Origin of the sequence: Rhodococcus opacus, assembly GCF_012396235.1 — a bacterium.
Taxonomy (GTDB): domain Bacteria; phylum Actinomycetota; class Actinomycetes; order Mycobacteriales; family Mycobacteriaceae; genus Rhodococcus_F; species Rhodococcus_F opacus.
In genome coordinates, this window is sequence record NZ_JAAXPA010000005.1 from 170,237 (window position 1) to 191,618 (window position 21,382).

Sequence of the window (21,382 nt, forward strand, 5' to 3'; positions counted from 1 at the left end):
GTGATGCACCAACAACGTTGCCGTAACACGATCGACATAGTAGAACTGTTTCATAGTGAACAACAGCGATTCATGACATGAAACGAACCGCTACCCATGCCGACAGCGCCCGATCATCCGGCCGAATGAAGGAAGCAACGTGACACAGACAGCAAAGTTCGTGATCGTCGGTGGGGGACTCGAAGGTCTCGCCATCGCGTGGTCGCTCGCGGACCGCGGAGAGACCGATGTCCTGGTCCTCGAGCGTGACACCCTGTGCTCGGGTATGACCGGCAAGTCCAGTGGCGTGGTCCGGTGCCACTACGGGTCGCCGTCGCTGGCGGCGATGTCGTGGTACGGCGTCGAAATCTTCACCAGGGCCACCGAGATCTTCGGCGACGACATGGCATTCCGCCAGTGCGGATACGTGGTCGGCGTCGGTGAGAACAACATCGACCCGCTGAAGGCGAACGTCGCGATGATGCAGGGCCTCGGTATCGACGTCGACTACATCGGCCACGACAAGATGGCCGAACTGTGGCCGGGGCTGCATCTCGACGACTTCGCCGCCTTCGCGTACGAGCCCCTCGGTGGCCGCGGTGAGGCGTACATGGCCGGCATGGCGTTCGGTGCCTCGGCCCGCAAGCTGGGCGTCACGATCCGCCAGAGCACGCCGGTGGCGTCGCTGCTGCAGAACGCGGACGGCCGCGTCTACGGGGTGACGCTCGCGAACGGCGACGAAGTGCATGCCGAGCAGGTGATCCTCGCGACCGGTCCGTGGGCCCCCGAACTCGGCGCCGGTGTCGGCGTCGACATCCCGGTGAAAGCCCAACGGGCGCAGCTTGTCCTGATCGATCAGGGTGTTCCGACTCCGGAGGTGCCGGTGCTGTCGGACCTGGCCGGACTGCAGTACATCTGCCGCGAGCCGAACGGCGAACTGCTCGTCGGCAACAGCGACCACGCTGCGCCCGAATACATCGACCCCGACAAGTACAGCAACCGCGCGGACGACAGCACCATCGAGAAGAACATCGGCAAGCTCGGGAACCGTCTGCCCGACATGCCCGATCCGCGGATCACCTCGAGCTACGTCGGCGCGTACGACGTCACTCCCGACTACAACCCGATCATCGGACCCGCACCGGTCGACGGACTGTTCCTGGCCACCGGGTTCTCCGGTCACGGTTTCAAGATCTCGCCGGCGGTCGGCCGCCTCGTCGCCGACATGCTCCTCGACGACGGCACGACCAGCCTCCCGAACGTCGAGCCGTCCGACTTCCGCTACTCACGCTTCGAGGAGGACGACCTCCTCTTCAGCCTGCACCCCTACGAGGGTGCCGGCGAGATGCGCTGACCCACAGACCCCCTCACCCGTAGACCACCAGTTCAGGAGCTACCCATGGCTGTCGACACTGCTGACGCGTTCACCGCGCAGAACATCGTGACAACCCCACCGCAGACCTTGTCCGAGGTGGCCCGGGCCACCGGAACCACCTTCATCCTCGCCCTGTTCGTGACGCTGTCCGGCAAGCCGTGCGCCAAACTGGTCCCGATCGAGGCCGTCGAGCAGCTTCAGGACGACGGCGTGGGCTTCGCCGGGTACGCGGCGGGGCACATGGGGCAGGAGCCCAAGGATTCCGATCTCGTTGCCGTACCGGACGTCTCGTCGTTCACGCCGATCCCGTTCGTCAAGCCCGGACTGGCGATCGTGCACTGCGACCCGCACGTGGAGGGTAAACCCTGGCCGTATGCGCCGCGGGTGATCCTGAAGGAGACGCTGAAGAAGGCGTCCGATCTCGGCCTGTCCGTCAACGTCGGCGCGGAGATCGAGTACTTCCTCGTCCACCGCGTCGGAGACGGCGCCCTCACCACCGCGGACACCGCCGACGTCAGCCGTCAGCCGTGTTACGACGCCCGCGACGTCACCCGGATGTACGACCATTTGACCGAGGTGTCCGCGGCCATGAACGCGCTCGGCTGGGGTAACTACGCCAACGACCACGAGGACGGCAACGGGCAGTTCGAGCAGAACTTCGACTACGCCGACGCCATGACCACCGCCGACCGGGTGATCACCGCCCGGTACCTGCTGTCGGTGATCGCCGAGAAGCGCGGCATGAAGGCCACGTTCATGCCCAAACCCTTCTCCGACCGCACCGGGTCCGGCATGCACCTGCACCTGTCGCTGTGGAACGACGCCGGTTCGGTGTTTCCGGACGGCGACGATCCGAAGGGGCTGGGACTGTCGAGGACGGCGTACGCGTTCATCGCGGGGATCCTGGAGCACGCGTGCGCGCTGCAGGGTGTGATCGCGCCGACCGTCAACTCGTACAAGCGGACCGGCGCCACGTCCACGAGCAGCGGCGCCACCTGGTCGCCTCGCTACGCCACGTACGGCGGCAACGACCGCACCCACTACCTCCGGGTGCCGGACAAGAACCGGGTGGAACTGCGCGGCGGCGACGGCTCGGCCAATCCCTACCTCGCCGCGGCCACCGCCATCGCCGCCGGCCTGGACGGCATCGAACGCGATCTCGACCCCGGCACCCCCGGCTCCGGCGACAGTCCCAGCGACATGCTGCCGATGACGCTGCTGCACGCGATGGACGCCCTGGAATCGGATCCGGTCGTGACGGGCGCCCTGGACGTCGCGGGCCCCGGGGTCGCCGAGTACTTCGCGACACTCAAGCGCGAGGAGTTCTTCGCCTGGCACAACACCGTCTCCCCCTGGGAACTCGACCACTACCTGACAGCGTTCTGACAGACCTCCCGAAAGGAGACATCCATGTGTGGAATCGTCGGACTTCACCTGCGTGAGCCGTCCCTCTACCCACAACTCGGCGCCCTGCTCACCGACATGCTCGGTCAGATGTGCGACCGCGGACCCGATTCCGCAGGCATGGCGATTTACGGGGACCAGGCCTGGTCGCCGGTCGGTGAGTCCACGGTCTCGCTGCTCGACTGCCCCGTCCCCGCAGCGGAACTCGCCGCAACGCTGTCGGCGTCCCTCGACACCACCGTCACCGGAATCGACCTGCAGCCGACGACGATCCTGCACGGCGTCGTCGGCGCCGAGGATCTCGCGGCGGCAGTGCGCAGCGTGGTGCCGTCGGCGCGGGTCATCGGCTTCGGTGACGACCTGACCGTTCTCAAGGGCGTCGGAAACCCCATCGACCTGGCGAACCGGTTCGGGCTGCCGTCGGCGAGCGGCTGGCAGGGTGTCGCGCACACCCGCATGGCCACCGAATCCGCGGTGACCGCCGAGGGGTCGCACCCGTTCTCCGTCGGCCCCGACCAGTGCCTCGTGCACAACGGCTCGTTCTCCAACCACATGAGCATCAAGCATCAGCTCGAACGTGACGGCGTCGCGTTCGACAGCGCCAACGACACCGAGGTCGGGGCGCGGTTCGTCGCCAAGCAGCTCGCCGAGGGCGTCGACCTGGAGAAGGCGCTGCTGATGCTGAACGAGACGTTCGACGGCTTCTACACCCTGCTCGTCTCGACGGCCGACTCGTTCGCCGTGGTCCGGGACGCCATCTCCTGCAAGCCCGCCGTCATAGCCCAGACCGACCAGTGGGTCGCGATGGCCTCCGAATACCGCGCCCTGGCGAACCTGCCTGGCGTCGACAACGCCCGAATCTTCGAGCCCGAACCGGAAGAGGTGTACGTATGGCACCGGTAGCCACCACCGAAGCGACTGTCCTGAACCTCGAGACGTCGAGTACCCGTGCCGTCAACGAGCGGCTCACCTCCCCAGAAGCCCCGAAGACGGTCACGGTCACCGGCCCGCAGGGCGCGCACGCGCTGGCCTGCGGCCTCGACTCCGACATCGACGTCACCATCGACGGGCACGTCGGCTACTACTGCGCCGGCATGAACCAGCACGCGACGGTGACCGTCACCGGAAACGCCGGAGTCGGGGTCGCCGAGAACATGATGTCGGGAACGGTGCACGTCAAGGGTGATGCGTCGCAGTCCGCGGGCGCCACCGCCCACGGCGGCCTCCTCGTGATCGACGGCAATGCCGCTGCGCGCTGCGGCATCTCGATGAAGGGCGTCGACATCGTCGTCGGCGGCAACATCGGCCACATGTCCGCGTTCATGGGTCAGGCCGGGCGTCTCGTCGTTCTCGGCGACGCCGGCGAGGCCCTCGGCGACTCGCTGTACGAGGCCCGCATCTACGTGCGCGGCACCGTCGCCTCCCTCGGCGCCGACTGCATCAAGAAGGAAATGCGCGAGGAGCACCTGACGGAACTGCGGGAACTGCTGGATCTGGCCGGTTTCGACGCCGACCCGTCCGAGTTCACTCGCTACGGCTCTGCCCGCAAGCTCTACAACTTCCACGTCGACAACGCCAGCGCGTACTAGGAGAACCGTCATGAACACCCCGAACCCGGCCCTGCGCGAATCGGCGACGTTCGACCGCGGCGTCATCTCCGAGATCCAGCGGGCCGCCGAGACCGGCATCTACGACATCCGCGGCTGGGGTGCCAAGCGCAAGCTGCCGCACTTCGACGACCTGCTGTTCCTCGGCGCGTCGATGTCGCGGTACCCGCTCGAGGGCTACCGCGAGAAGTGCGACACCGACGTCGTGCTCGGCGACCGCAACGCCAAGTTCCCGCTGCACCTGGACATCCCGATCACCATCGCCGGCATGAGCTTCGGGGCATTGTCCGGGCAGGCGAAGGAAGCCCTCGGCCGCGGCGCCAGCGAGGTCGGCACATCCACCACCACCGGTGACGGCGGCATGACCCCCGAGGAACGCGGGCAGTCGAAGAACCTCGTCTACCAGTACCTGCCGTCCCGGTACGGGATGAACCCGGACGACCTCCGCAAGGCCGACGCCATCGAGATCGTCCTCGGCCAGGGCGCCAAGCCCGGCGGCGGCGGAATGCTGCTGGGACAGAAGATCACCGAACGCGTCGCCGGGATGCGCACCCTCCCGATGGGTGTCGACCAGCGGTCGGCCTGCAGGCACCCCGACTGGACCGGTCCCGACGACCTCGCGATCAAGATCATCGAACTGCGCGAGATCACCAACTGGGAGAAGCCGATCTACATCAAGGTCGGCGCCACCCGCACCTACTACGACGTGAAGCTCGCAGTGAAGGCCGGCGCCGACGTCGTCGTGGTCGACGGCATGCAGGGCGGCACCGCCGCCACCCAGGACGTGTTCATCGAGCACGTCGGCATCCCCACCCTGGCCGCGATCCCGCAGGCGGTCCAGGCGCTGCAGGAACTCGGGGTGCATCGCAAGGTACAGCTCATCGTGTCGGGGGGTATCCGTAGCGGCGCCGACGTCGCGAAGGCCATGGCGCTCGGGGCGGACGCCGTCGCCATCGGCACCGCCGCCCTGATCGCGCTGGGCGACAACAGCCCCCGCTACGCGAAGCAGTACGAGGAACTGGGCTCGGCGGCCGGGTTCTACGACGACTTCCAGGCCGGCAAGGACCCCGCCGGCATCACCACCCAGGACCCGGAACTGTCGAAGAACCTCGACCCCGTCGAGGGCGGACGCCGGCTCGCGAACTACCTGCGGGTGCTCACCATGGAGGCGCAGACCCTCGCCCGCGCCTGCGGGAAGTCGCACCTGCGCAACCTCGAACCCGAGGACCTCGTCGCCCTCACCGTCGAGGCGTCGGCGATGGCCCGCGTGCCCCTCGCCGGAACCACCTGGATCCCCGGCGCCCTGTAGGCGGCTCCGCCACCCGTGCGCCTTTTTGGTAGCTGGAGCAACCAGAAAGGCGCACGGGCGCGAAGCGCCTACCGGCTTGAAACTATGAGTAGAGGACCGACAACATGACTTCCTTCGATTCGCTCTGGGCGAGCATCCTCGATGTGGGACAGCACAAGTCGACCAGGGGATACCGAAGATTTGCGTGGAACGACGCCGACATGACGCTGCGCGAATGGTTCTCGGACTGTGGGCAGGCTCGTGGCATGAGCGTCGAGGAGGACCGCAACGGCAATCTGTGGGCGTGGTGGATGCCCGAGGGCTGGGACGGTGACCCTCGCGACGCGTTCGTCACCGGATCGCACCTCGACTCGGTGCCCGACGGCGGCGCCTACGACGGACCGCTGGGGGTGGTGTCCGCGTTCGCCGCGATCGACCTCGTTCGCGAGCGGGGGATCACGCCGACGCGTCCGGTGGCGGTCACTGCGTTCTCCGACGAGGAGGGCGCACGGTTCGGTGTCGCGTGCGTCGGCTCGCAACTGTCCACCGGGGCACTGGCACCCGAACGCGCCCTGGCGCTGCGGGACAACGACGGCATCAGCCTCGGCGAAGCACTGGTCGGCGCCGGCCGCGACCCGCACCATCTCGGCGAGGACCCCGACCTGGTCGACCGCGTCGGCGTGTATGTCGAGTTGCACGTCGAGCAGGGACGCGCCCTCGACCTGGTCGACAGCCCCATCGCCGTGGCCTCGTCGATCTGGCCGCACGGCCGGTGGCAGTTCGTGTTCTCGGGGGAAGCCAACCACGCCGGCGCCACCCGACTCGTCGACCGCCGCGACCCGATGCTCGCGTTCGCGTCCTCGGTTCACACGGCCCGGACCGCCGCGACGCTGCACGAGGCGGTCGCGACGTTCGGCAAGGTGCGGGTACTTCCCAACGGTGCCAACGCCATTCCGTCGGAGGTGCGGGCGTGGCTCGACGCGCGGGCCGCCGACGAGGAGACGTTGACGAAGCTGGTGCAGCAGATCACCGCCGAGGCGCAGGCCTACGCGGCCGCCGACGGTATCGGTCTCGAGGTCGACGCCGAATCGGTCACGCCGATCGTCGAGTTCCCACACTCGACCCGGGAACGACTGCGCCGCTCACTCGCCCACCTGGGTGACATTCCCGTCCTCCCGACCGCTGCCGGGCACGACGCCGGAATCCTGTCCGCGAAGGTGCCCACCGCGATGATGTTCGTCCGCAACCCCACCGGCGTGTCCCATTCGCCCGACGAGTTCGCCGAAGCGGACGACTGCAACCGCGGCGCCGAGGCGCTGGCGGACGTGATGGCGGACTGGGTCACCGCCATGTGAGTGGCAAAGCGTGTCGGGGCACACTTTGCCACTCACGTCAGGAGGTGGGCCGCCATTCCTCCAGTTGCTCGACAGCGGTGTTCGCGACCGCGACGGCTTCGTCCCGGTTGACCCGCGACAGCAGGAGCGCGCTGACGGACAGTGATGTCAGGAGCCGGGTCCGGTGTGCCAGGGTGGCCGTCGACGCGTCCGGGTCGTGGGCCCGGAGAGCGTGGGCGAGCGCTCCGGACAGTTCGCGCTGGTATGCGTCGACGACGGACCGTTGCGTGTCGTCGTGTGCGGCGAAACCTGCGGCACTGTTGAGCAGCAGGCAGCCGCGTCCGGGGGTTTCGTCGGGGAGGGACGCGAGGGCGCCGGCGAGGCTGCGGTAGTAGCGCTCGGCGGCGTCGGGGCGGGTCGGCTCGTCGGTCAGGATGCGGAGGCGCGGGCGAACCACCCGGTCCAGGTAGTCGTGCACGGCGGCGTCGAAGAGTCCGCGTTTGCTGGTGAACGCGTTGTACAGGCTCGACCGATTCAGTCCGGTGACGCGCTCGAGGTCGGGTATCGACGTGGCTTCGAAGCCCTTGTCCCAGAACAGGTCGCGGGCGCGGCCGACCACTTCGGCCGTGTCGAAATCCTGCGTGCGCGGCATGACGATCCTCACTCCTGGTTGTGAAACGACCATTTCAGTATATATTGAAATGGTCAGTTCAGAACGAGGAGGAGTTTCGTATGGTCGCCGCGGGTCTTGTTCTTGCCGCGCTCGCCAGTGCGCTGCACGTGTACATCTTCGTGCTCGAGTCCGTCCTCTGGACCGCTCCGCGCACCCGCGCGACGTTCGGGACCACTGCCGAAGAAGCCGCGGCCACCAAGGAGCTTGCCTTCAACCAGGGCTTTTACAACCTCTTCTTGGCGATCGTGACGGCAGTCGGCATCGTCGCCGTGATCATCGGCGCGACCGCCGTCGGTGCGGCTCTCGTCTTCGCCGGCGCGGGCTCCATGCTCCTCGCGGCCCTCGTGCTCCTGCTGTCGTCGCCCGACAAGGCTCGCGCGGCGATCACGCAGGGAACACTTCCGCTGCTCGCGGTACTCCTCTTCGCGCTCGGACTGGCGCTGTGACCTCAGAAGTATCGAAAGGAACACCCATGACGACGAGCACCCAGATTCAGCTGATCAACCGGCCGGTGGGCTGGCCCACCCAGGACGACTTCCGCACCGCGACCGTCGAGCTGCCCGACCTCGGGCCCGACCAGGTGCGCGTGGCCAACGAGTTCGTCTCGGTCGACCCGTACATGCGCGGCCGGATGAACGACGTGAAGTCGTACATCCCGCCGTTCGCGCTGGGCGAGACGATGACCGGCGGAGCTGTCGGTCGCGTCATCGAATCCACCGCCGCCACGCATCCGGTCGGCTCGGTGGTGGTTCACGACCTCGGGTGGCGGGACGTCGCGCAGGGTGACGCCTCGGCGTTCCGCGTCGTCGAAGAGATTCCGGGAGTGCCGATCTCGGCCTATTTGGGGATTCTCGGACTGACCGGGCTCACGGCCTACGTCGGACTCGTCCACATCGCCCACCTGAAGCCCGGCGACTCCGTGTTCATCTCCGGCGCCGCGGGTGCGGTGGGGACCGCCGCCGGGCAGATCGCACGACTCGAGGGCGCGTCGCGCGTCATCGGATCCGCCGGGTCCGCCGAAAAGGTCGCCCTGCTGACCGACCGCTACGGATACGACGCCGCATTCGACTACAAGCAGGCACCGGTGCGCGAGCAGCTTCGCGGACTCGCCGGTGACGGCATCGACGTCTACTTCGACAACGTCGGCGGCGACCACCTCGAGGCCGCGCTCGACGTCATGCGGAACGGCGGACGCGCCGCCCTCTGCGGTGCCATCTCCGCGTACAACGCCACCGAGCGCACGCCGGGCCCCGACAACATGGTGAACATCATCAGCCGCGGGCTCACCCTCGAGGGCTTCACCCTCGGCAACTACACGCACGTCTTCCCCGAGTTCGCCGCCAAGATGGGACCGTGGCTCGCGTCCGGCGACGTGGTCCACGACGAGACCGTCGTCGACGGCATCGAGAACTCGGTCGACGCGTTCCTGCAGCTCATGCACGGCGGAAATGTCGGGAAGATGCTGGTGAAGGTGGCGTAGCCACCCGTGCGCCTTTTTGGTAGCTGGAGCAACCGGAAAGGCGCACAGGCGCGTCAGCGCCTCACGAAGGAATACCGTTCGCGCACTTCGGGTGCCGGGTCGGCCTCGTAACGCTGGGTGGACGTCTGATCCCACTGGGGTGGTTCCGGGGTCCCGGCCAGCGTCCAGGCCGCCTGCCTGCAGGCGCCGATCGCGACGTACTCCGCCGGTTGCGGCACCAGGACCGGCGCCCCGAAGATCGCGGGCGCGAGTTCGCACAGTGCCTGTGAGCGGGCGCCGCCCCCGACGAGGAGGATGCGACGCACCGTGACACCCTGGGCGATCAGGTGGTCGATGCCGTCCGCCAGGCCGCACAGCAGCCCCTCGACTGCCGCGCGAGCGAGGTGAGCGGGGGTCGAATTGGCCAGCCGCAGTCCGTGGACGGAGCCGGTGGCGTTCGGACGGTTGGGGGTGCGCTCACCCTCGAAATACGGCACCATCACCAGCCCGCCACTGCCGGACGGCGCCGACAGCGCCAGCCGCGACAGTTCCTCGTGATCGACGCCCAGCAGCGAGGCGGTCGCGTCGAGCACCCGGGCGGCGTTCAGCGTGCACACGAGGGGCAGTTGACGTCCGGTGGCGTCGGCGAAGCCGGCGACGAATCCACCCGGATCGTTCGCCGGTGTCACGGACACCGCGGATACGACACCCGACGTTCCCACCGAGACGACGACGTCGCCTTCCTGGGCGTCGAGGGCGAGTGCGGCGGCGGCGTTGTCGCCGGTGCCGGGACCGACGGCGGCGCCCCATCGGGTTTCCCCGATCCGCTCGGCCGGGCGGGCCACGCGCGGCACGGCGGCGGTGCGTCCGCGCAGTGCCAGCGACAGCAGGTCGGGGCGGTAGGAATCCGTTGCCGCGGAGAAGTATCCGGTTCCGCTGGCGTCACCGCGGTCGGTGGCCAGGGTGCCGAGATCGGACCTGCCGGTGAGCTGCCAGCCGAGCCAGTCGTGCGGCAGGCACACCGTGGACGTCCGGTCGGCGTTCGCCGGTTCGGAATCGGCGAGCCAGCGCAGCTTGCTGACGGTGATCGCGGCGAGGGGCACCACCCCCACCGCGTCCGCCCACGCGTCCGGACCACCGAGATCGTCCACCAGCTGTGCGGCGGCGTCGGCGGAGCGAGTGTCGTTCCACAGCAACGCCGGACGCACGACCGTTCCGGCGTCGTCGAGGCACACCATGCCGTGCTGTTGCGCACCGACCGACACCGCGGCGACGTCGTCCAGTCCGCCGGCGGCGGCGATGGCGTTGTCGAGAGCCGCAGCCCACGCCTGCGGGTCGACCTCGGTGCCGTCCGGATGCGGCGCCCTGCCCTCGCGGACGAACTCACCGGTGTCGGCGTCGCAGACGATCACCTTGCACGACTGGGTGGACGAATCGATGCCCGCGACGAGGGTCATTGCCGGACACCTGCCGCGCGGTCCAGTGTCTCGCGGGTGGGCAGGTCCGCCCCGGCACACGCGACCGTGAGACCCGACATCAGCACGGCATTGTCCAGCACGTTCCGCACTTCCTCCGAGGCGATCGCGTGGAGTGCGTTGCGGCTCTCCGCGCCGAGGAAGCCGTGCGACCAGAACCCGTCGAGGAGTCCGGCCATGAACGCGTCGCCCGCGCCGACCGTGTCGACCACCTCGACGTCGCGGGCCGCGACCTCGACGAGTCCGGCCGCGCAGACCGCGAATGCGCCCTCGGCGCCCTTCGTCACCGCGACCATCGCCGGTCCGCGGGAAAGCCATTCGCGGGCGATGTCGACGGGATCCCGTTCGGGGTCGTACCAGCGGAGGTCCTCGTCGCTGACCTTGACGATGTCCGAGATCGACACGAGGTGCTCGATCCGCTGCCGGGCACGTGCCTTGTCGGTGATCAACACCGGTCGCACGTTGGGGTCGTAGCTGATGGTCGCGGACGAGCGGCGGCGGTGGAGCATGTCTGCGACGACGTCGCAGCCAGGCTCCATCACGGCGGCAATGGAACCGGTGTGAACGAGCGACGGGGTAGATGACCCGCTGGGGGAGGGAAGGTCCCACTCGATGTCGAACTCGTAGGTGGCGGATCCGGCGGAATCGAGGGTGGCGTGGGCCGTCGCCGTTCGCTGCGCGGTGACACTGCCGGGCGCGAGGCTCACCCCCGACTGCTCGAGGTGCCGAACGATCGCACCGCCCCTCGTGTCGTCACCGATCCGGGTGACGAATTCGACCGGACGGCCCAGCCGGCCGAGACCGACCGCGACGTTGAGCGGGCTACCGCCGACGTACTCGGTGGTGGTGCCGTCGCTCGCCGTGACGATGTCGATGAGGGCTTCACCGATGACCAGACTCATGACTGCACCTTCTCACGCAGAGCCTCGAGCGTCTTCCGTGCACCGACGCTGTACAGCGAGTCCAGCGCCCAGAGATACGCGGTGACGAAGCGCGGATTCTCGGCCAGGTCACCGAAGACCGACTGGTTCTCGATGAAGGCCGTGCGATTCTCGTGCTGGCTGCGCGCGATCGGCACGAGGGAGTCCTTCAACTGGTCGACGACGTCGATGGGTTCGCCGTTCTCGTCGACTCCCTCGGCATACCGGGCCCAGCTCGCCACGATCGCGGCGGACAGTCGAACGGGGCGGTCGGCGACCAGGTTCTCGCGGATGACCGGCAGCAGCCACTTCGGGATGCGGTCGGAGGACTCGGCGCACAGGCGGGCGACGGTGTCGCGGATCTCGGGATTGGAGAAGCGCTCGATGAGCGTGCGTTTGTAGTCGTCCAGGTCGACTCCGGGCACCGGCGCCAGGGTGGGCGTGGCCTCCTCGTCCATGTACGCGAGCAGGAAGTCGGCGAAGAGCGGATCCTGCGCGACCTCGTGCACGAGCCGGTATCCCGACAGGTATCCGAAGTAGCAGAGGCCCTGGTGGCTCGCGTTGAGCAGGCGCAGCTTCATCAGTTCGTAGGGTTCGACGTCGTCGACCACCTGGACGCCGACGTCCTCGAATGCCGGGCGACCGAGCGGGAAGGCGTCCTCGAGCACCCACGACGTGAACGGTTCGGCGGCGACGGGCCACCGGTCGTCGATGCCGAACCGCGACGACAGCGCCTCGGTCACCTCGGGGGTGGTGACGGGCGTGATGCGGTCGACCATCGAGTTGGGGAAGGACGTCTCCTCGCGCATCCACGCCGCCAGTTCGGGATCCTTCAACTCTGCGTAGGCCAGGAACATCTTGCGGGCCACGTCGCCGTTGCCCTGAATGTTGTCGCAGGACATGATGGTCGGCGACGGCAAGCCGCGCGCGCGGCGCCGGGCCAGGGCCTCGATGACGAGTCCGAACGTGGTCCGCGGGGCGGCGCCGTCGGTGAGGTCGTGCACGACGTCCGGGTTCTCGGCATCGAACTCGCCCGTGTCGTGGGTGAAGTTGTAGCCGCCCTCCGTGATCGTCAGCGAGACGATCTTCGTGGTCTCCGCGGCGATCTTCTCGATCACGGCCTCGGGATCGTCCGGAGCGAAGAGGTAGTCGACGATGGACCCGATGACGCTCACGTCCCAGGTGCCGTCCGGGTGTCGCAGCGCCAGCGTGTACAGGCCGTCCTGCGCGTCGAGGACGTCCTTCATCCGCCGGTCACCGGGAAGGACCCCGACCCCGCAGATGCCCCACTCGCGGGCCTCCCCGCGCCGCAGCAACCGGTCGACGTACATCGCCTGATGCGCGCGGTGGAATCCGCCGACACCGAAATGCACTATCCCTACGGTGATGTCGCTTCGATCGTAATTCGGCACCTGCACGGTGTCGTCGAACTGCTGCAGTGCCTGCGCGCACAGTTGCATCGGTCTCTCCTCATTCCTGGACGCGTACGACGGCCTTGAGGCTGCCCGGCGTCCGGTCTGCGTTCAGTGCTTGCTCCGCTTCGGCGAGCGGAAATCTTCCGGTGACCATCGAATCGAGGTCGACCCGTCCCGACCGCGCGAGGGCGATCGCCGTCGGCCAGGTGTTGGCGTAGCGGAATACCCCGGTCAGCAACAACTCCCGGTTCTGGATGGTCTGGACCGACAGCGTCATCTCGGGGGCGCCCATGCCCACCAGAACCACGGATCCCGCGGGCCTGACGGCCTGGATCCCGGCCAGCACCGCGCTCGGGGCGCCGGACGCGTCGACGAACGCGTCCACGTGGAGTCCCGCGACGTCCTGCTCGCGGGGGTCGAGCACCGCGGTTGCGCCGAATTTGGTTGCGACGTCGCGTCGCCGGGGATCGAGGTCCGAGACGACCACTTCGGTGGCACCGAACGCGAGGGCGGTCTGCACCATGGCGATTCCGATCGGTCCCGCGCCCGCGATCAGAACACGGGATCCCGCCGTCACTCCGGCTTTGCGGGTGGTGGCGATGGCCACAGACAGCGGCTCGCACAGCGCGGCCGCGTCCTCGGACATCTCGTCCGGAATCGCGTGGGCGAACGCCGAGCCGATGGTCACGTATTCGGCCAGCGCCCCGTCGATCGGCGGGGTGGCATAGAACTGCATGTGCGGGCACAGGTTGTAGAGACCGCGCCGGGATTCGTCGGTGTCCGGGTCGGGGCGCTGCGGTTCGATGGAGACACGCTGCCCGATACGCGCTGCCGGGACCCCGTCGCCGACACCTACGACGGTGCCCGACGCCTCGTGGCCCAGCACGATCGGCTGTTCGACCACGAACTCGCCGATGCGGCCCTCGCGGTAGTAGTGGGCGTCCGATCCGCAGACGCCTACCGAGGCCACGCGGACCAGGACGTCGCCGGGGGCGGGAGTGGGCACGGGGCGTTCCCGGATCTCGATCACACCCGGCTCGACGAGCACGCTGGCACGCATCGTCCTGGGGATATCCGAAGGGAGTGTTGTGTGGGTCACACTTCGATGCTAGCGTATTGAGCAGATGAACGCATAGTGATCATTTGCTCACGGTTTCCCCGAGGCTCCGAAGACACACACGACGGACCCGGGATCATGGCGAGGAGAACCAGTGACGTCCCCCAATTCGACGGCCCCGACGCCGTCTCTCATCACGGCACCACCGCCGTCCACGACGGAGGATCTGCGCCTCGCGTTGCGCGCTGCAACGCTGTACTACCTCGACGGAATGACCCAGGCCGAGGTCGCCACACGACTCGGTGTCTCCCGCCCCACCGCGGGCCGGCTGGTGGCACGAGCCCGCGCCCAGGGCCTGGTACGCATCGAGGTGCAGGCTCCCGCGCATCTGCGGGATTCGCTGCGCTCGGACGAGGAGCGTGCGCTCGAGGAGAAGTACAGCCTCGTCGAGGCGGTGGTGGTCGCCGATTCCGTCGACGCCGCCGGTTCGATCGACGACCACAACAGCTTCGCCGGGGTCGGGCGCGCCGCCGCGTCCCTGCTGGTGCGCCGGATCCGGGAAGGCGACACCCTCGGATTCACGTGGGGGCCCGAGACGGTCGCCGTCGCGCAGGGGTTGCCGTCCGGGGCGGCCACGTGCGCGTCGGTCGTCCAGCTCGACGGCTCGGTGAGCGCGATCAACTATCAGACCGGAACGGAGTACGTCTTGGGTAGATGCGCAGAGCAACTGCAGGCCAACACCGTTCGGCTTCCCGTTCCGCTGTACGCGGACGCATCGACCGTGGTATCCATGCGGGGCGACTCCGTCATCTCCAAGGCCCTCGAGGCCGGCCGCACCGCGGAGATGATGATGTTCGGCACGGGCGCCGTCTCCACGTCGACCACGTTGTTCGAGGGCAGCTTCATCGACACGGACATGCTGTCGGTGCTCACCGACCTCGGCGCAGTCGGCGAAGTCGGTGGACGCTTCTACCGGCTCGACGGAACCGAGGTCGCCGGTCCACTGGACGAACGGGCCATGTCCGTTCCACTCGACGACATCCGCGCATGCGAGGGATCGATCCTCGTCACGGGTGGCGTCGCCAAACACCAAGCGGCACTGGGTGCCCTCCACGGCGGACTGGCCAAGATGCTGGTCTGCGACATCGAATGCGCGCGTTGGCTGCTCGATCAGTAGCACCACGCAAGAGAGGTGAAGATCGGTGAAGAAACACAGGAAACCGGCGACGATGCTGGTAGCGGGCGCGGGAGCACTCTGCCTCACGCTCAGCGGATGCGCGGGCGCAGGAACGCTGGGTGCATCGGACCAGACCATCACGATCGCGATGGTCTCCAACTCGCAGATGCAGGATGCCCAGAAGCTCGCCTCGCAGTTCGAGGAGGAGAATCCCGACATCGACCTGAAGTTCGTCACGCTGTCGGAGAACCAGGCGCGCGCGAAGATCACGGCATCCACCGCAACCGGTGGCGGCGAGTTCGACGTCGTGATGATCAGCAACTACGAGACTCCGCAATGGGCCAAGTACGGCTGGCTGAAGAATCTGTCGCAGTACGCGCAGGCCACCGAGGGCTACGACGAGGCCGACTTCATCCCGACCCTGCGCGAATCCCTGTCCTACGAGGGGAACATGTACTCGGTGCCGTTCTACGGCGAGTCCTCGTTCCTGATGTACCGCAAGGACCTGTTCGAGCAGGCCGGAATCACCTTGTCGGAGAAGCCGACCTGGACCGAGGTGGCAGCGGCCGCAAAGCAACTCGACTCCGACGACATGGCGGGAATCTGCCTGCGCGGCAAGCCGGGCTGGGGTGAATTGCTCGCACCCCTCGACACGGTGATCAACACGTTCGGTGGCCGCTGGTTCGACGAGGACTGGAACGCTCAGCTGACCAGCCCCGAGGTGGAACGGGCGGTGCAGTTCTACGTCGACCTGGTGCGCGAGTACGGCGAGCCGGGCGCCGCGACGAGCGGTTTCGGTGAGTGCGCCACGCAGCTGGCTCAGGGTCAGGTGGCGATGTGGTACGACTCGACGTCCGCAGTGTCCACGCTGGAGGATCCGGCGTCGAGCGCCGTCGTCGGCAAGATCGGCTACGCGCCCGCGCCGACCGAGGTGAAGGACAACGCCGGCTGGCTGTACAGCTGGTCGCTCGGAATTCCCGAGAGCAGCGAAAATCCCGATGCGGCGTGGAAGTTCATCTCGTGGATGACCGACAAGCAATACATACGCACGGTCGGTGAGGATCTCGGCTGGGAGCGGGTGCCTCCGGGCAGCCGGCTGTCGACCTACGAGATTCCCGAGTACAAAGAGGCCTCGGCGGCCTACGGTCCGCTGACGCTCGAGGCGATCGAAAACGCGACACCGGAAGCGCCCACCGTGCAACCGGTTCCGTACACCGGCGTGCAGTTCCTGGCGATCCCGGAGTTCCAGGATCTCGGAACCCGCGTCAGCCAGCAGATCAGCGCGGCGATCGCAGGACAGCAGACCGTGCCCGAGGCGCTCGCCCAGGCACAGCAGTACGCCGAGGTGGTCGGCGCGACGTATCGGGAGGAACGATGACAACCATCGCCGAGAAACCCACCGCGGACGGCACCGCCGACCGGGTGCGGCAACTGCGGGAGGCCAAGGACGACAGCGTCTCCCGCGCCGAGGGATGGCGTCGCCGGGGACCGTTGCTCCCCGCCCTGATCTTCATGATCGTGGTGACCCAGATCCCGTTCCTGTTCACGCTGTACTACTCGACGCAGTCCTGGAACCTGGTCCGTCCGGGGTCCCAGGCCTTCGTCGGACTGCAGAACTACGTGGACGTGTTCCAGGACAGCCAGTTCCGTGAGGTCGCGGTCAACACCGTGATCCTGATCGTCGGGACCGTGATCATCTCGGTGGTGCTGGGCCTGCTGCTGGCACTGCTGCTCGACCGCGCCTTCCTGGGCCGCGGCATCGTGCGGACCCTGCTCATCACCCCGTTCCTGGTGACCCCGGTCGCCGGTGCGCTGCTGTGGAAGACCACGATGTTCGACCCGGTGTTCGGCATCGTCAACTTCGTCCTCTCCCCGTTCGGGGTGGGACAGGTCGACTGGGTCAGCAAGTTCCCGCTCGCCGCGGTCATGGTGAACCTGATCTGGCAGTGGACCCCGTTCATGATGCTGCTGATCCTGGCCGGTCTGCAGTCCATGCCGCGCGACATCCTCGAGGCGGCACGGGTGGACGGCGCCAAGCCGATCGCGATGTTCCGCGAACTGACACTCCCGCATCTCCGCCGGTTCATCGAACTCGGCGCGGTGCTGGGCGCGATCTACCTGATCAACACGTTCGACGCCATCTACATGATGACCCAGGGCGGGCCGGGCACCGCCAGTGCCAACCTCCCCTTCTACATCTATCAGCGCGCATTCCTCGGTTTCGACATCGGGCAGGCCGCAGCGATGGGCGTCATCGTCGTGATCGCGACCATCGTCGTCGCGACCCTGGCGCTGCGCCTGATCTTCAAGAGCTTTACCGGCAACGAGGAGGCAGCGTAATGAGTACCGACACTGCGGCGGCGCCGGTGGAGTCCACCCCCACCGCGCCGGAGACGAAGCGGGCACGCAAGCACCGCAAGTTCAGTCCGTGGAGCGTAGTGGCGTGGATCGTGGCGCTCGGCTTCTTCTTCCCCGTGGCGTGGATGGTGCTCACCGCGTTCAAGCAGGAGGGCGACGCCTACACGACTCCGCCGAAGCTGTTCTTCACTCCCACCCTGGACCAGTTCAAGGCGGTCCTCGACAGCGGAATCGGCACCGCACTGCTGAATTCGGCGTTCGCGACCGCCATGTCGACGATCCTCGTGCTGGTGCTCGGTGTGCCGGCGGCGTTCGCGCTGTCGCTGCGTCCGGTCCGCAAGACGAAGGACGCCCTGTTCTTCTTCATCAGCACGAAGATGCTCCCGATCGTCGCCGCGATCATCCCGCTGTACGTGATCGTCAACGACATCGGTCTGCTCGACAACATCTGGGCGCTGGTGATCCTGTACACGGCGATGAACGTCCCCATCGCGGTGTGGATGATGCGCTCGTTCTTCCTCGAGGTCCCCGGTGAGCTGCTCGAGGCCGCGAGCATGGACGGCGCGAGCCTGTGGACGTCGGTGCGTGAGGTGATCCTTCCGCTCGTGTCACCCGGCATCGCGGCCACCGCACTGATCTGCGTGATCTTCTCGTGGAACGAATTCTTCTTCGCGGTCAACCTCACCGCCGTTCAGGCTCAGACCATTCCGGTGTTCCTCGTCGGGTTCATCACCGGTGAGGGCCTGTACTGGGCCCGGCTGTCGGCGGCGGCGACGCTGGCGGCGCTCCCGGTCATCCTGGCCGGCTGGGTCGCACAGAACAAACTGGTCCGCGGCCTGTCCTTCGGTGCGATCAAATGATCGCCCCGGCAACCACTTCCCCCACCGTTCGTACCCACCTGAGGAGCAATCATGGCTGACATCGCGTACAAGGGCGCATCCTGCCTCTACGAGAACGCCGACACGCTGGCGGTCGATTCGCTCGACCTCGACATCGAAGACGGCGAGTTCATCGTCCTCGTCGGCCCGTCCGGCTCCGGCAAGAGCACCGCACTGCGGATGCTCGCCGGCCTCGAGGACATCGACGAAGGCACCATCGAGATCGGTGGCAAGGACATGGTGGGGGTGCCGTCGAAGGACCGTGACATCGCGATGGTGTTCCAGAACTACGCCCTCTATCCCAACAAGACGGTGGGCGAGAACATGGGCTTCGCTCTGAAGATGCGCGGAGTCGGTGTGGAGGAACGTAAGAAGAAGGTGGCCGATGCCGCCAAACTGCTCGACCTGACCGACTACCTCGACCGGAAGCCCGGCAAGCTGTCCGGCGGTCAGCGCCAGCGCGTCGCGATGGGTCGAGCGATCGTGCGGGAGCCGCAGGTGTTCTGCATGGACGAGCCGCTGTCGAACCTCGACGCCAAGCTGCGCGTCCAGACCCGCACGCAGATCGCGGCGTTGCAGCGCCGGCTCGGCACCACCACCGTGTACGTCACCCACGACCAGGTCGAGGCGATGACCATGGGTGACCGGGTGGCCGTCCTCAAGAACGGCAAGCTGCAGCAGTTCTCGGCGCCGACCGAACTCTACGATCGCCCGAAGAACGCGTTCGTCGCCGGATTCATCGGTTCGCCCGCGATGAACCTGATGACGATGCCCATAGTCAGTGACGGCGTGCGCCTCGGGAACTCGACGCTCGCGCTCGAGCGCGACCAGCTGTCGGCGCTGCACGCGGCCGGACTGGAGACCGTCACGGTCGGTGTGCGCCCCGAGCAGCTGGAGTTGTCGACCGGGGACGGTGGCATCGAGGTGATCGTGGACCTGGTCGAGGAACTCGGGAGCGAATCTTACGTCCACACCCACATCGCCGGCGACGGTACGCAACTGACCGCCCGGTCACTGACCCGCACCCCCGCGCGGCTGGCCGACACGGTGTCCCTGCACAAGCGGGACGGAGCGGTCCACCTGTTCCACCCGGAGACGGGGGAGCGGATCGGCGACTAGAGCGTGCGTGGGCGCGGGCTGATCCGAGATCAGGTCCGCGCCCACCCGGTTGTCCCGAACATCGAATCAACTGTTGGACAGGCGTTCCGGTGCCGTCTTGTCGTCGAGGTGTGTGGCGGTCAGTGCCCCGGATGCTATCTCCTGCTGCACGCGGAACTTCTGAATCTTGCCGGTGGGCGTCATGGGGAGTCCGTCGGTGAAATACCACAGCGAGGGCGTCTTGTGCGCCGCGATTCGGTCGCGGCACCAGGCTTTCAATTCGGTCGCGTCCGGCGGATTTGCCGGGTCCGACGGTCGCAGGACGGCGCCGATCTGCTCGCCCCACTTCTCGTCCGGAACCCCGACGATCGCCACCTCGGCCACGTCCTGGTGCTGGAACAGCAGTTCTTCGATCTCGCGCGGGTAGATGTTGAGTCCGCCCCGGATGATCATGTCCTTGAGGCGTCCGGTGATCCGCAGAAAGCCTCGTTCGTCCATCGTGGCGAGATCGCCCATGTACAGCCATCCGTAGGTGTCGATCGTCGCTGCCGTTTCGTCTGGCATGTCGGAGTAGCCGAGCATCGTCTGGTAACCGCGACAGCATATTTCACCCTGCTCGCCGATCGGCACAACCTCACCGGACACGGGATCGATGATCTTCACTTCCAGCTCCGGCAGTGGCTGGCCCACGGTGGTCGCCTGATCGGCAGGGTCGTCGGTGACCCGGGTCTGGCTGATCACTCCGTGCATCTCGCTCTGCCCGAACAGAATCGTAAACTGGCAGTCGAGTTCGTCGATCACCCGTTCGACCAGCGACTGGGGAACAGCGGCGGCTCCCGACAGGACGGTATGGAGGCTCGACAGGTCACGACTTCGGCGATCCGGATGCTCGAGAAGCGAGATGAGCATGGTCGGGACCATCAGTGAGTGTGTTCCGTGGCAGGTTTCGAGCATCTCGAGCATCAGTGCGGCGTCGAAGCCGGGCAGGACTACATAGGTTCCGTGCGCGGCGAACGTCCCGAGTTCGGTGACGGCGCCGCCTCCGATGTGGTACATCGGCATCGCGTTGACGCAGACGACATGGTCCACCAGGCCTGCCCGCTCGAAGACGAAGGTGGCTTCGTTGACGATGCCTTTGTGATGCAGCAGTGCACCTTTGGGGAACCCGGTGGTCCCGGACGTGTACTGGATCTGCACCGGGGCGGTGGGTGCGACGACGGGGAACTCCGTTGCCGGATCGCCGGTCGCGACGAACGCTCGCCACTCGCTCGTCGGGACGACCTTACAGAGGGTGGGCAGGGAGGGCCGGACCTCCGTCAGAACTTTCGTGAGGTCTGCGCCGCGATAGGTCTCCCGGTAGAAGAGTCCGACGCTGCGGGACTGGCGCAGGATGTACTCGAGTTCGTGGGCGCGGTAGGCGGGATTCACACCCACCACCACCATCCCGGCCATCGCGATCGCTTGTTGCAGGATCACCCAGTCGGCGCTGTTGGGTGCCCATATCGCGATCCGGTCGCCGGGTGCGAAGTGGGCGAGCAGTGCCCTGGCCGCATCCTCGGCGTCGGCGAGGAGTTCACGGTACGTCCATTCTCGCCGTTCGGCCGCATCGGGAGTTCCGTCGACGAGGGCGAGGCGGTCGGGTTCTGCTGCCGCGGCCTCGCGCAGCAGGTCGCCGACGGTGATGTCGCGGACGCCTGAGCTCGGTGTCGCCGGCCAGAGAGACTTTTCGAGGGGCATGATGCAATCCTGCCTTCGGGCTGTGCGGTGTGCGGTGTGCGGGGGAGTTGGGGGGCGAGCGTGCGCCCGCTACCGAGAGAATCCGGAATCGGCTGTGAAGTGCTGTCTCGGTCAGAAGAAATGTAATACATCCGTGGAGCTGATAGCT

General features: G+C 67.2%; 19 protein-coding genes. 13 read left to right on the forward strand and 6 right to left on the reverse strand.

The window, feature by feature from the left end:
* Positions 1-139 precede the first annotated feature (139 nt).
* From HGB39_RS08420 to HGB39_RS08445, 6 genes are all read left to right on the forward strand, one after another.
* Positions 140-1,333, forward strand: coding sequence for an NAD(P)/FAD-dependent oxidoreductase (locus HGB39_RS08420; RefSeq protein WP_005569856.1), 1,194 nt, complete (start codon positions 140-142; stop codon positions 1,331-1,333).
* A gap of 45 nt (positions 1,334-1,378) precedes the next feature.
* Complete coding sequence (gene glnT / locus HGB39_RS08425) at positions 1,379-2,740, forward strand: type III glutamate--ammonia ligase (protein ID WP_005255994.1); 1,362 nt, start codon at positions 1,379-1,381, stop codon at positions 2,738-2,740.
* Between the two features lie 24 nt (positions 2,741-2,764).
* Positions 2,765-3,661, forward strand: coding sequence for a class II glutamine amidotransferase (locus HGB39_RS08430; RefSeq protein ID WP_005569858.1), 897 nt, complete (start codon positions 2,765-2,767; stop codon positions 3,659-3,661).
* Positions 3,649-4,347, forward strand: a complete 699-nt coding sequence (locus HGB39_RS08435) for a GltB/FmdC/FwdC-like GXGXG domain-containing protein (RefSeq protein WP_005569860.1) — start codon at positions 3,649-3,651, stop codon at positions 4,345-4,347. The genes HGB39_RS08430 and HGB39_RS08435 overlap by 13 nt, the downstream gene beginning before the upstream one ends.
* 10 nt (positions 4,348-4,357) lie before the next feature.
* Positions 4,358-5,674, forward strand: coding sequence for an FMN-binding glutamate synthase family protein (locus tag HGB39_RS08440; protein ID WP_005569862.1), 1,317 nt, complete (start codon positions 4,358-4,360; stop codon positions 5,672-5,674).
* A 104-nt stretch (positions 5,675-5,778) separates the two neighbouring features.
* Positions 5,779-7,008 (forward strand): allantoate amidohydrolase, encoded by a 1,230-nt coding sequence (locus HGB39_RS08445; RefSeq protein ID WP_005569864.1) that lies wholly within the window; start codon positions 5,779-5,781, stop codon positions 7,006-7,008.
* Between the two features lie 37 nt (positions 7,009-7,045).
* On the opposite strand, the gene HGB39_RS08450 is transcribed toward HGB39_RS08445, so the two are convergent.
* Complete coding sequence (locus HGB39_RS08450; RefSeq protein WP_043791435.1) at positions 7,046-7,639, reverse strand: TetR/AcrR family transcriptional regulator; 594 nt, start codon at positions 7,637-7,639, stop codon at positions 7,046-7,048.
* Between the two features lie 80 nt (positions 7,640-7,719).
* Here HGB39_RS08450 and HGB39_RS08455 point away from each other — a divergent pair, with 80 nt between their 5' ends.
* The gene (locus HGB39_RS08455) at positions 7,720-8,106 is read left to right on the forward strand and encodes a DUF1304 domain-containing protein (protein WP_005569867.1); all 387 of its coding nucleotides are present in this window, start codon (positions 7,720-7,722) and stop codon (positions 8,104-8,106) included.
* Positions 8,107-8,132: 26 nt separating this feature from the next.
* Positions 8,133-9,140, forward strand: a complete 1,008-nt coding sequence (locus HGB39_RS08460; RefSeq protein ID WP_005569869.1) for an NADP-dependent oxidoreductase — start codon at positions 8,133-8,135, stop codon at positions 9,138-9,140.
* A 53-nt stretch (positions 9,141-9,193) separates the two neighbouring features.
* Here HGB39_RS08460 and xylB read toward each other — a convergent pair whose 3' ends face one another.
* Genes xylB through HGB39_RS08480 form a run of 4 tightly spaced genes read right to left on the reverse strand, consistent with a single transcriptional unit; the run spans position 9,194 to position 13,989 of the window.
* Positions 9,194-10,576, reverse strand: coding sequence for a xylulokinase (gene xylB, locus HGB39_RS08465; protein ID WP_005569871.1), 1,383 nt, complete (start codon positions 10,574-10,576; stop codon positions 9,194-9,196).
* Positions 10,573-11,496 carry a carbohydrate kinase family protein gene (locus HGB39_RS08470; RefSeq protein WP_005569873.1) on the reverse strand — a complete coding sequence of 308 codons (924 nt, stop codon included), beginning with the start codon at positions 11,494-11,496 and terminating at the stop codon, positions 10,573-10,575. The genes xylB and HGB39_RS08470 overlap by 4 nt, the downstream gene beginning before the upstream one ends.
* Positions 11,493-12,974, reverse strand: coding sequence for a mannitol dehydrogenase family protein (locus HGB39_RS08475; RefSeq protein ID WP_005569874.1), 1,482 nt, complete (start codon positions 12,972-12,974; stop codon positions 11,493-11,495). The genes HGB39_RS08470 and HGB39_RS08475 overlap by 4 nt, the downstream gene beginning before the upstream one ends.
* A 10-nt stretch (positions 12,975-12,984) precedes the next feature.
* Positions 12,985-13,989, reverse strand: coding sequence for an NAD(P)-dependent alcohol dehydrogenase (locus tag HGB39_RS08480; RefSeq protein WP_064080874.1), 1,005 nt, complete (start codon positions 13,987-13,989; stop codon positions 12,985-12,987).
* A gap of 151 nt (positions 13,990-14,140) precedes the next feature.
* On the opposite strand from HGB39_RS08480, the gene HGB39_RS08485 reads away from it, so the two are divergent.
* The 5 genes from HGB39_RS08485 to HGB39_RS08505 are packed head-to-tail and all read left to right on the forward strand — an operon-like array spanning position 14,141 to position 19,518.
* The gene (locus HGB39_RS08485; protein ID WP_005569876.1) at positions 14,141-15,163 is read left to right on the forward strand and encodes a sugar-binding transcriptional regulator; all 1,023 of its coding nucleotides are present in this window, start codon (positions 14,141-14,143) and stop codon (positions 15,161-15,163) included.
* 52 nt (positions 15,164-15,215) lie between these two features.
* Positions 15,216-16,541, forward strand: a complete 1,326-nt coding sequence (locus tag HGB39_RS08490) for an ABC transporter substrate-binding protein (protein ID WP_005569877.1) — start codon at positions 15,216-15,218, stop codon at positions 16,539-16,541.
* Positions 16,538-17,503: a carbohydrate ABC transporter permease gene (locus tag HGB39_RS08495; RefSeq protein ID WP_005569878.1), complete on the forward strand. Its 966-nt coding sequence runs from the start codon at positions 16,538-16,540 to the stop codon at positions 17,501-17,503. Before HGB39_RS08490 ends, HGB39_RS08495 begins: the two co-directional genes overlap by 4 nt.
* Positions 17,503-18,381, forward strand: a complete 879-nt coding sequence (locus HGB39_RS08500) for a carbohydrate ABC transporter permease (protein ID WP_005261017.1) — start codon at positions 17,503-17,505, stop codon at positions 18,379-18,381. The genes HGB39_RS08495 and HGB39_RS08500 overlap by 1 nt, the downstream gene beginning before the upstream one ends.
* Positions 18,382-18,432: 51 nt before the next feature.
* Positions 18,433-19,518: an ABC transporter ATP-binding protein gene (locus HGB39_RS08505; protein WP_005569879.1), complete on the forward strand. Its 1,086-nt coding sequence runs from the start codon at positions 18,433-18,435 to the stop codon at positions 19,516-19,518.
* 66 nt (positions 19,519-19,584) lie between these two features.
* Here the strand turns inward: HGB39_RS08505 and HGB39_RS08510 are convergent, their stop codons facing one another.
* A complete protein-coding gene (locus tag HGB39_RS08510; protein WP_005569881.1) occupies positions 19,585-21,234 on the reverse strand; it encodes an AMP-binding protein in 1,650 nt (549 codons plus the stop codon).
* Positions 21,235-21,382: the final 148 nt, after the last annotated feature.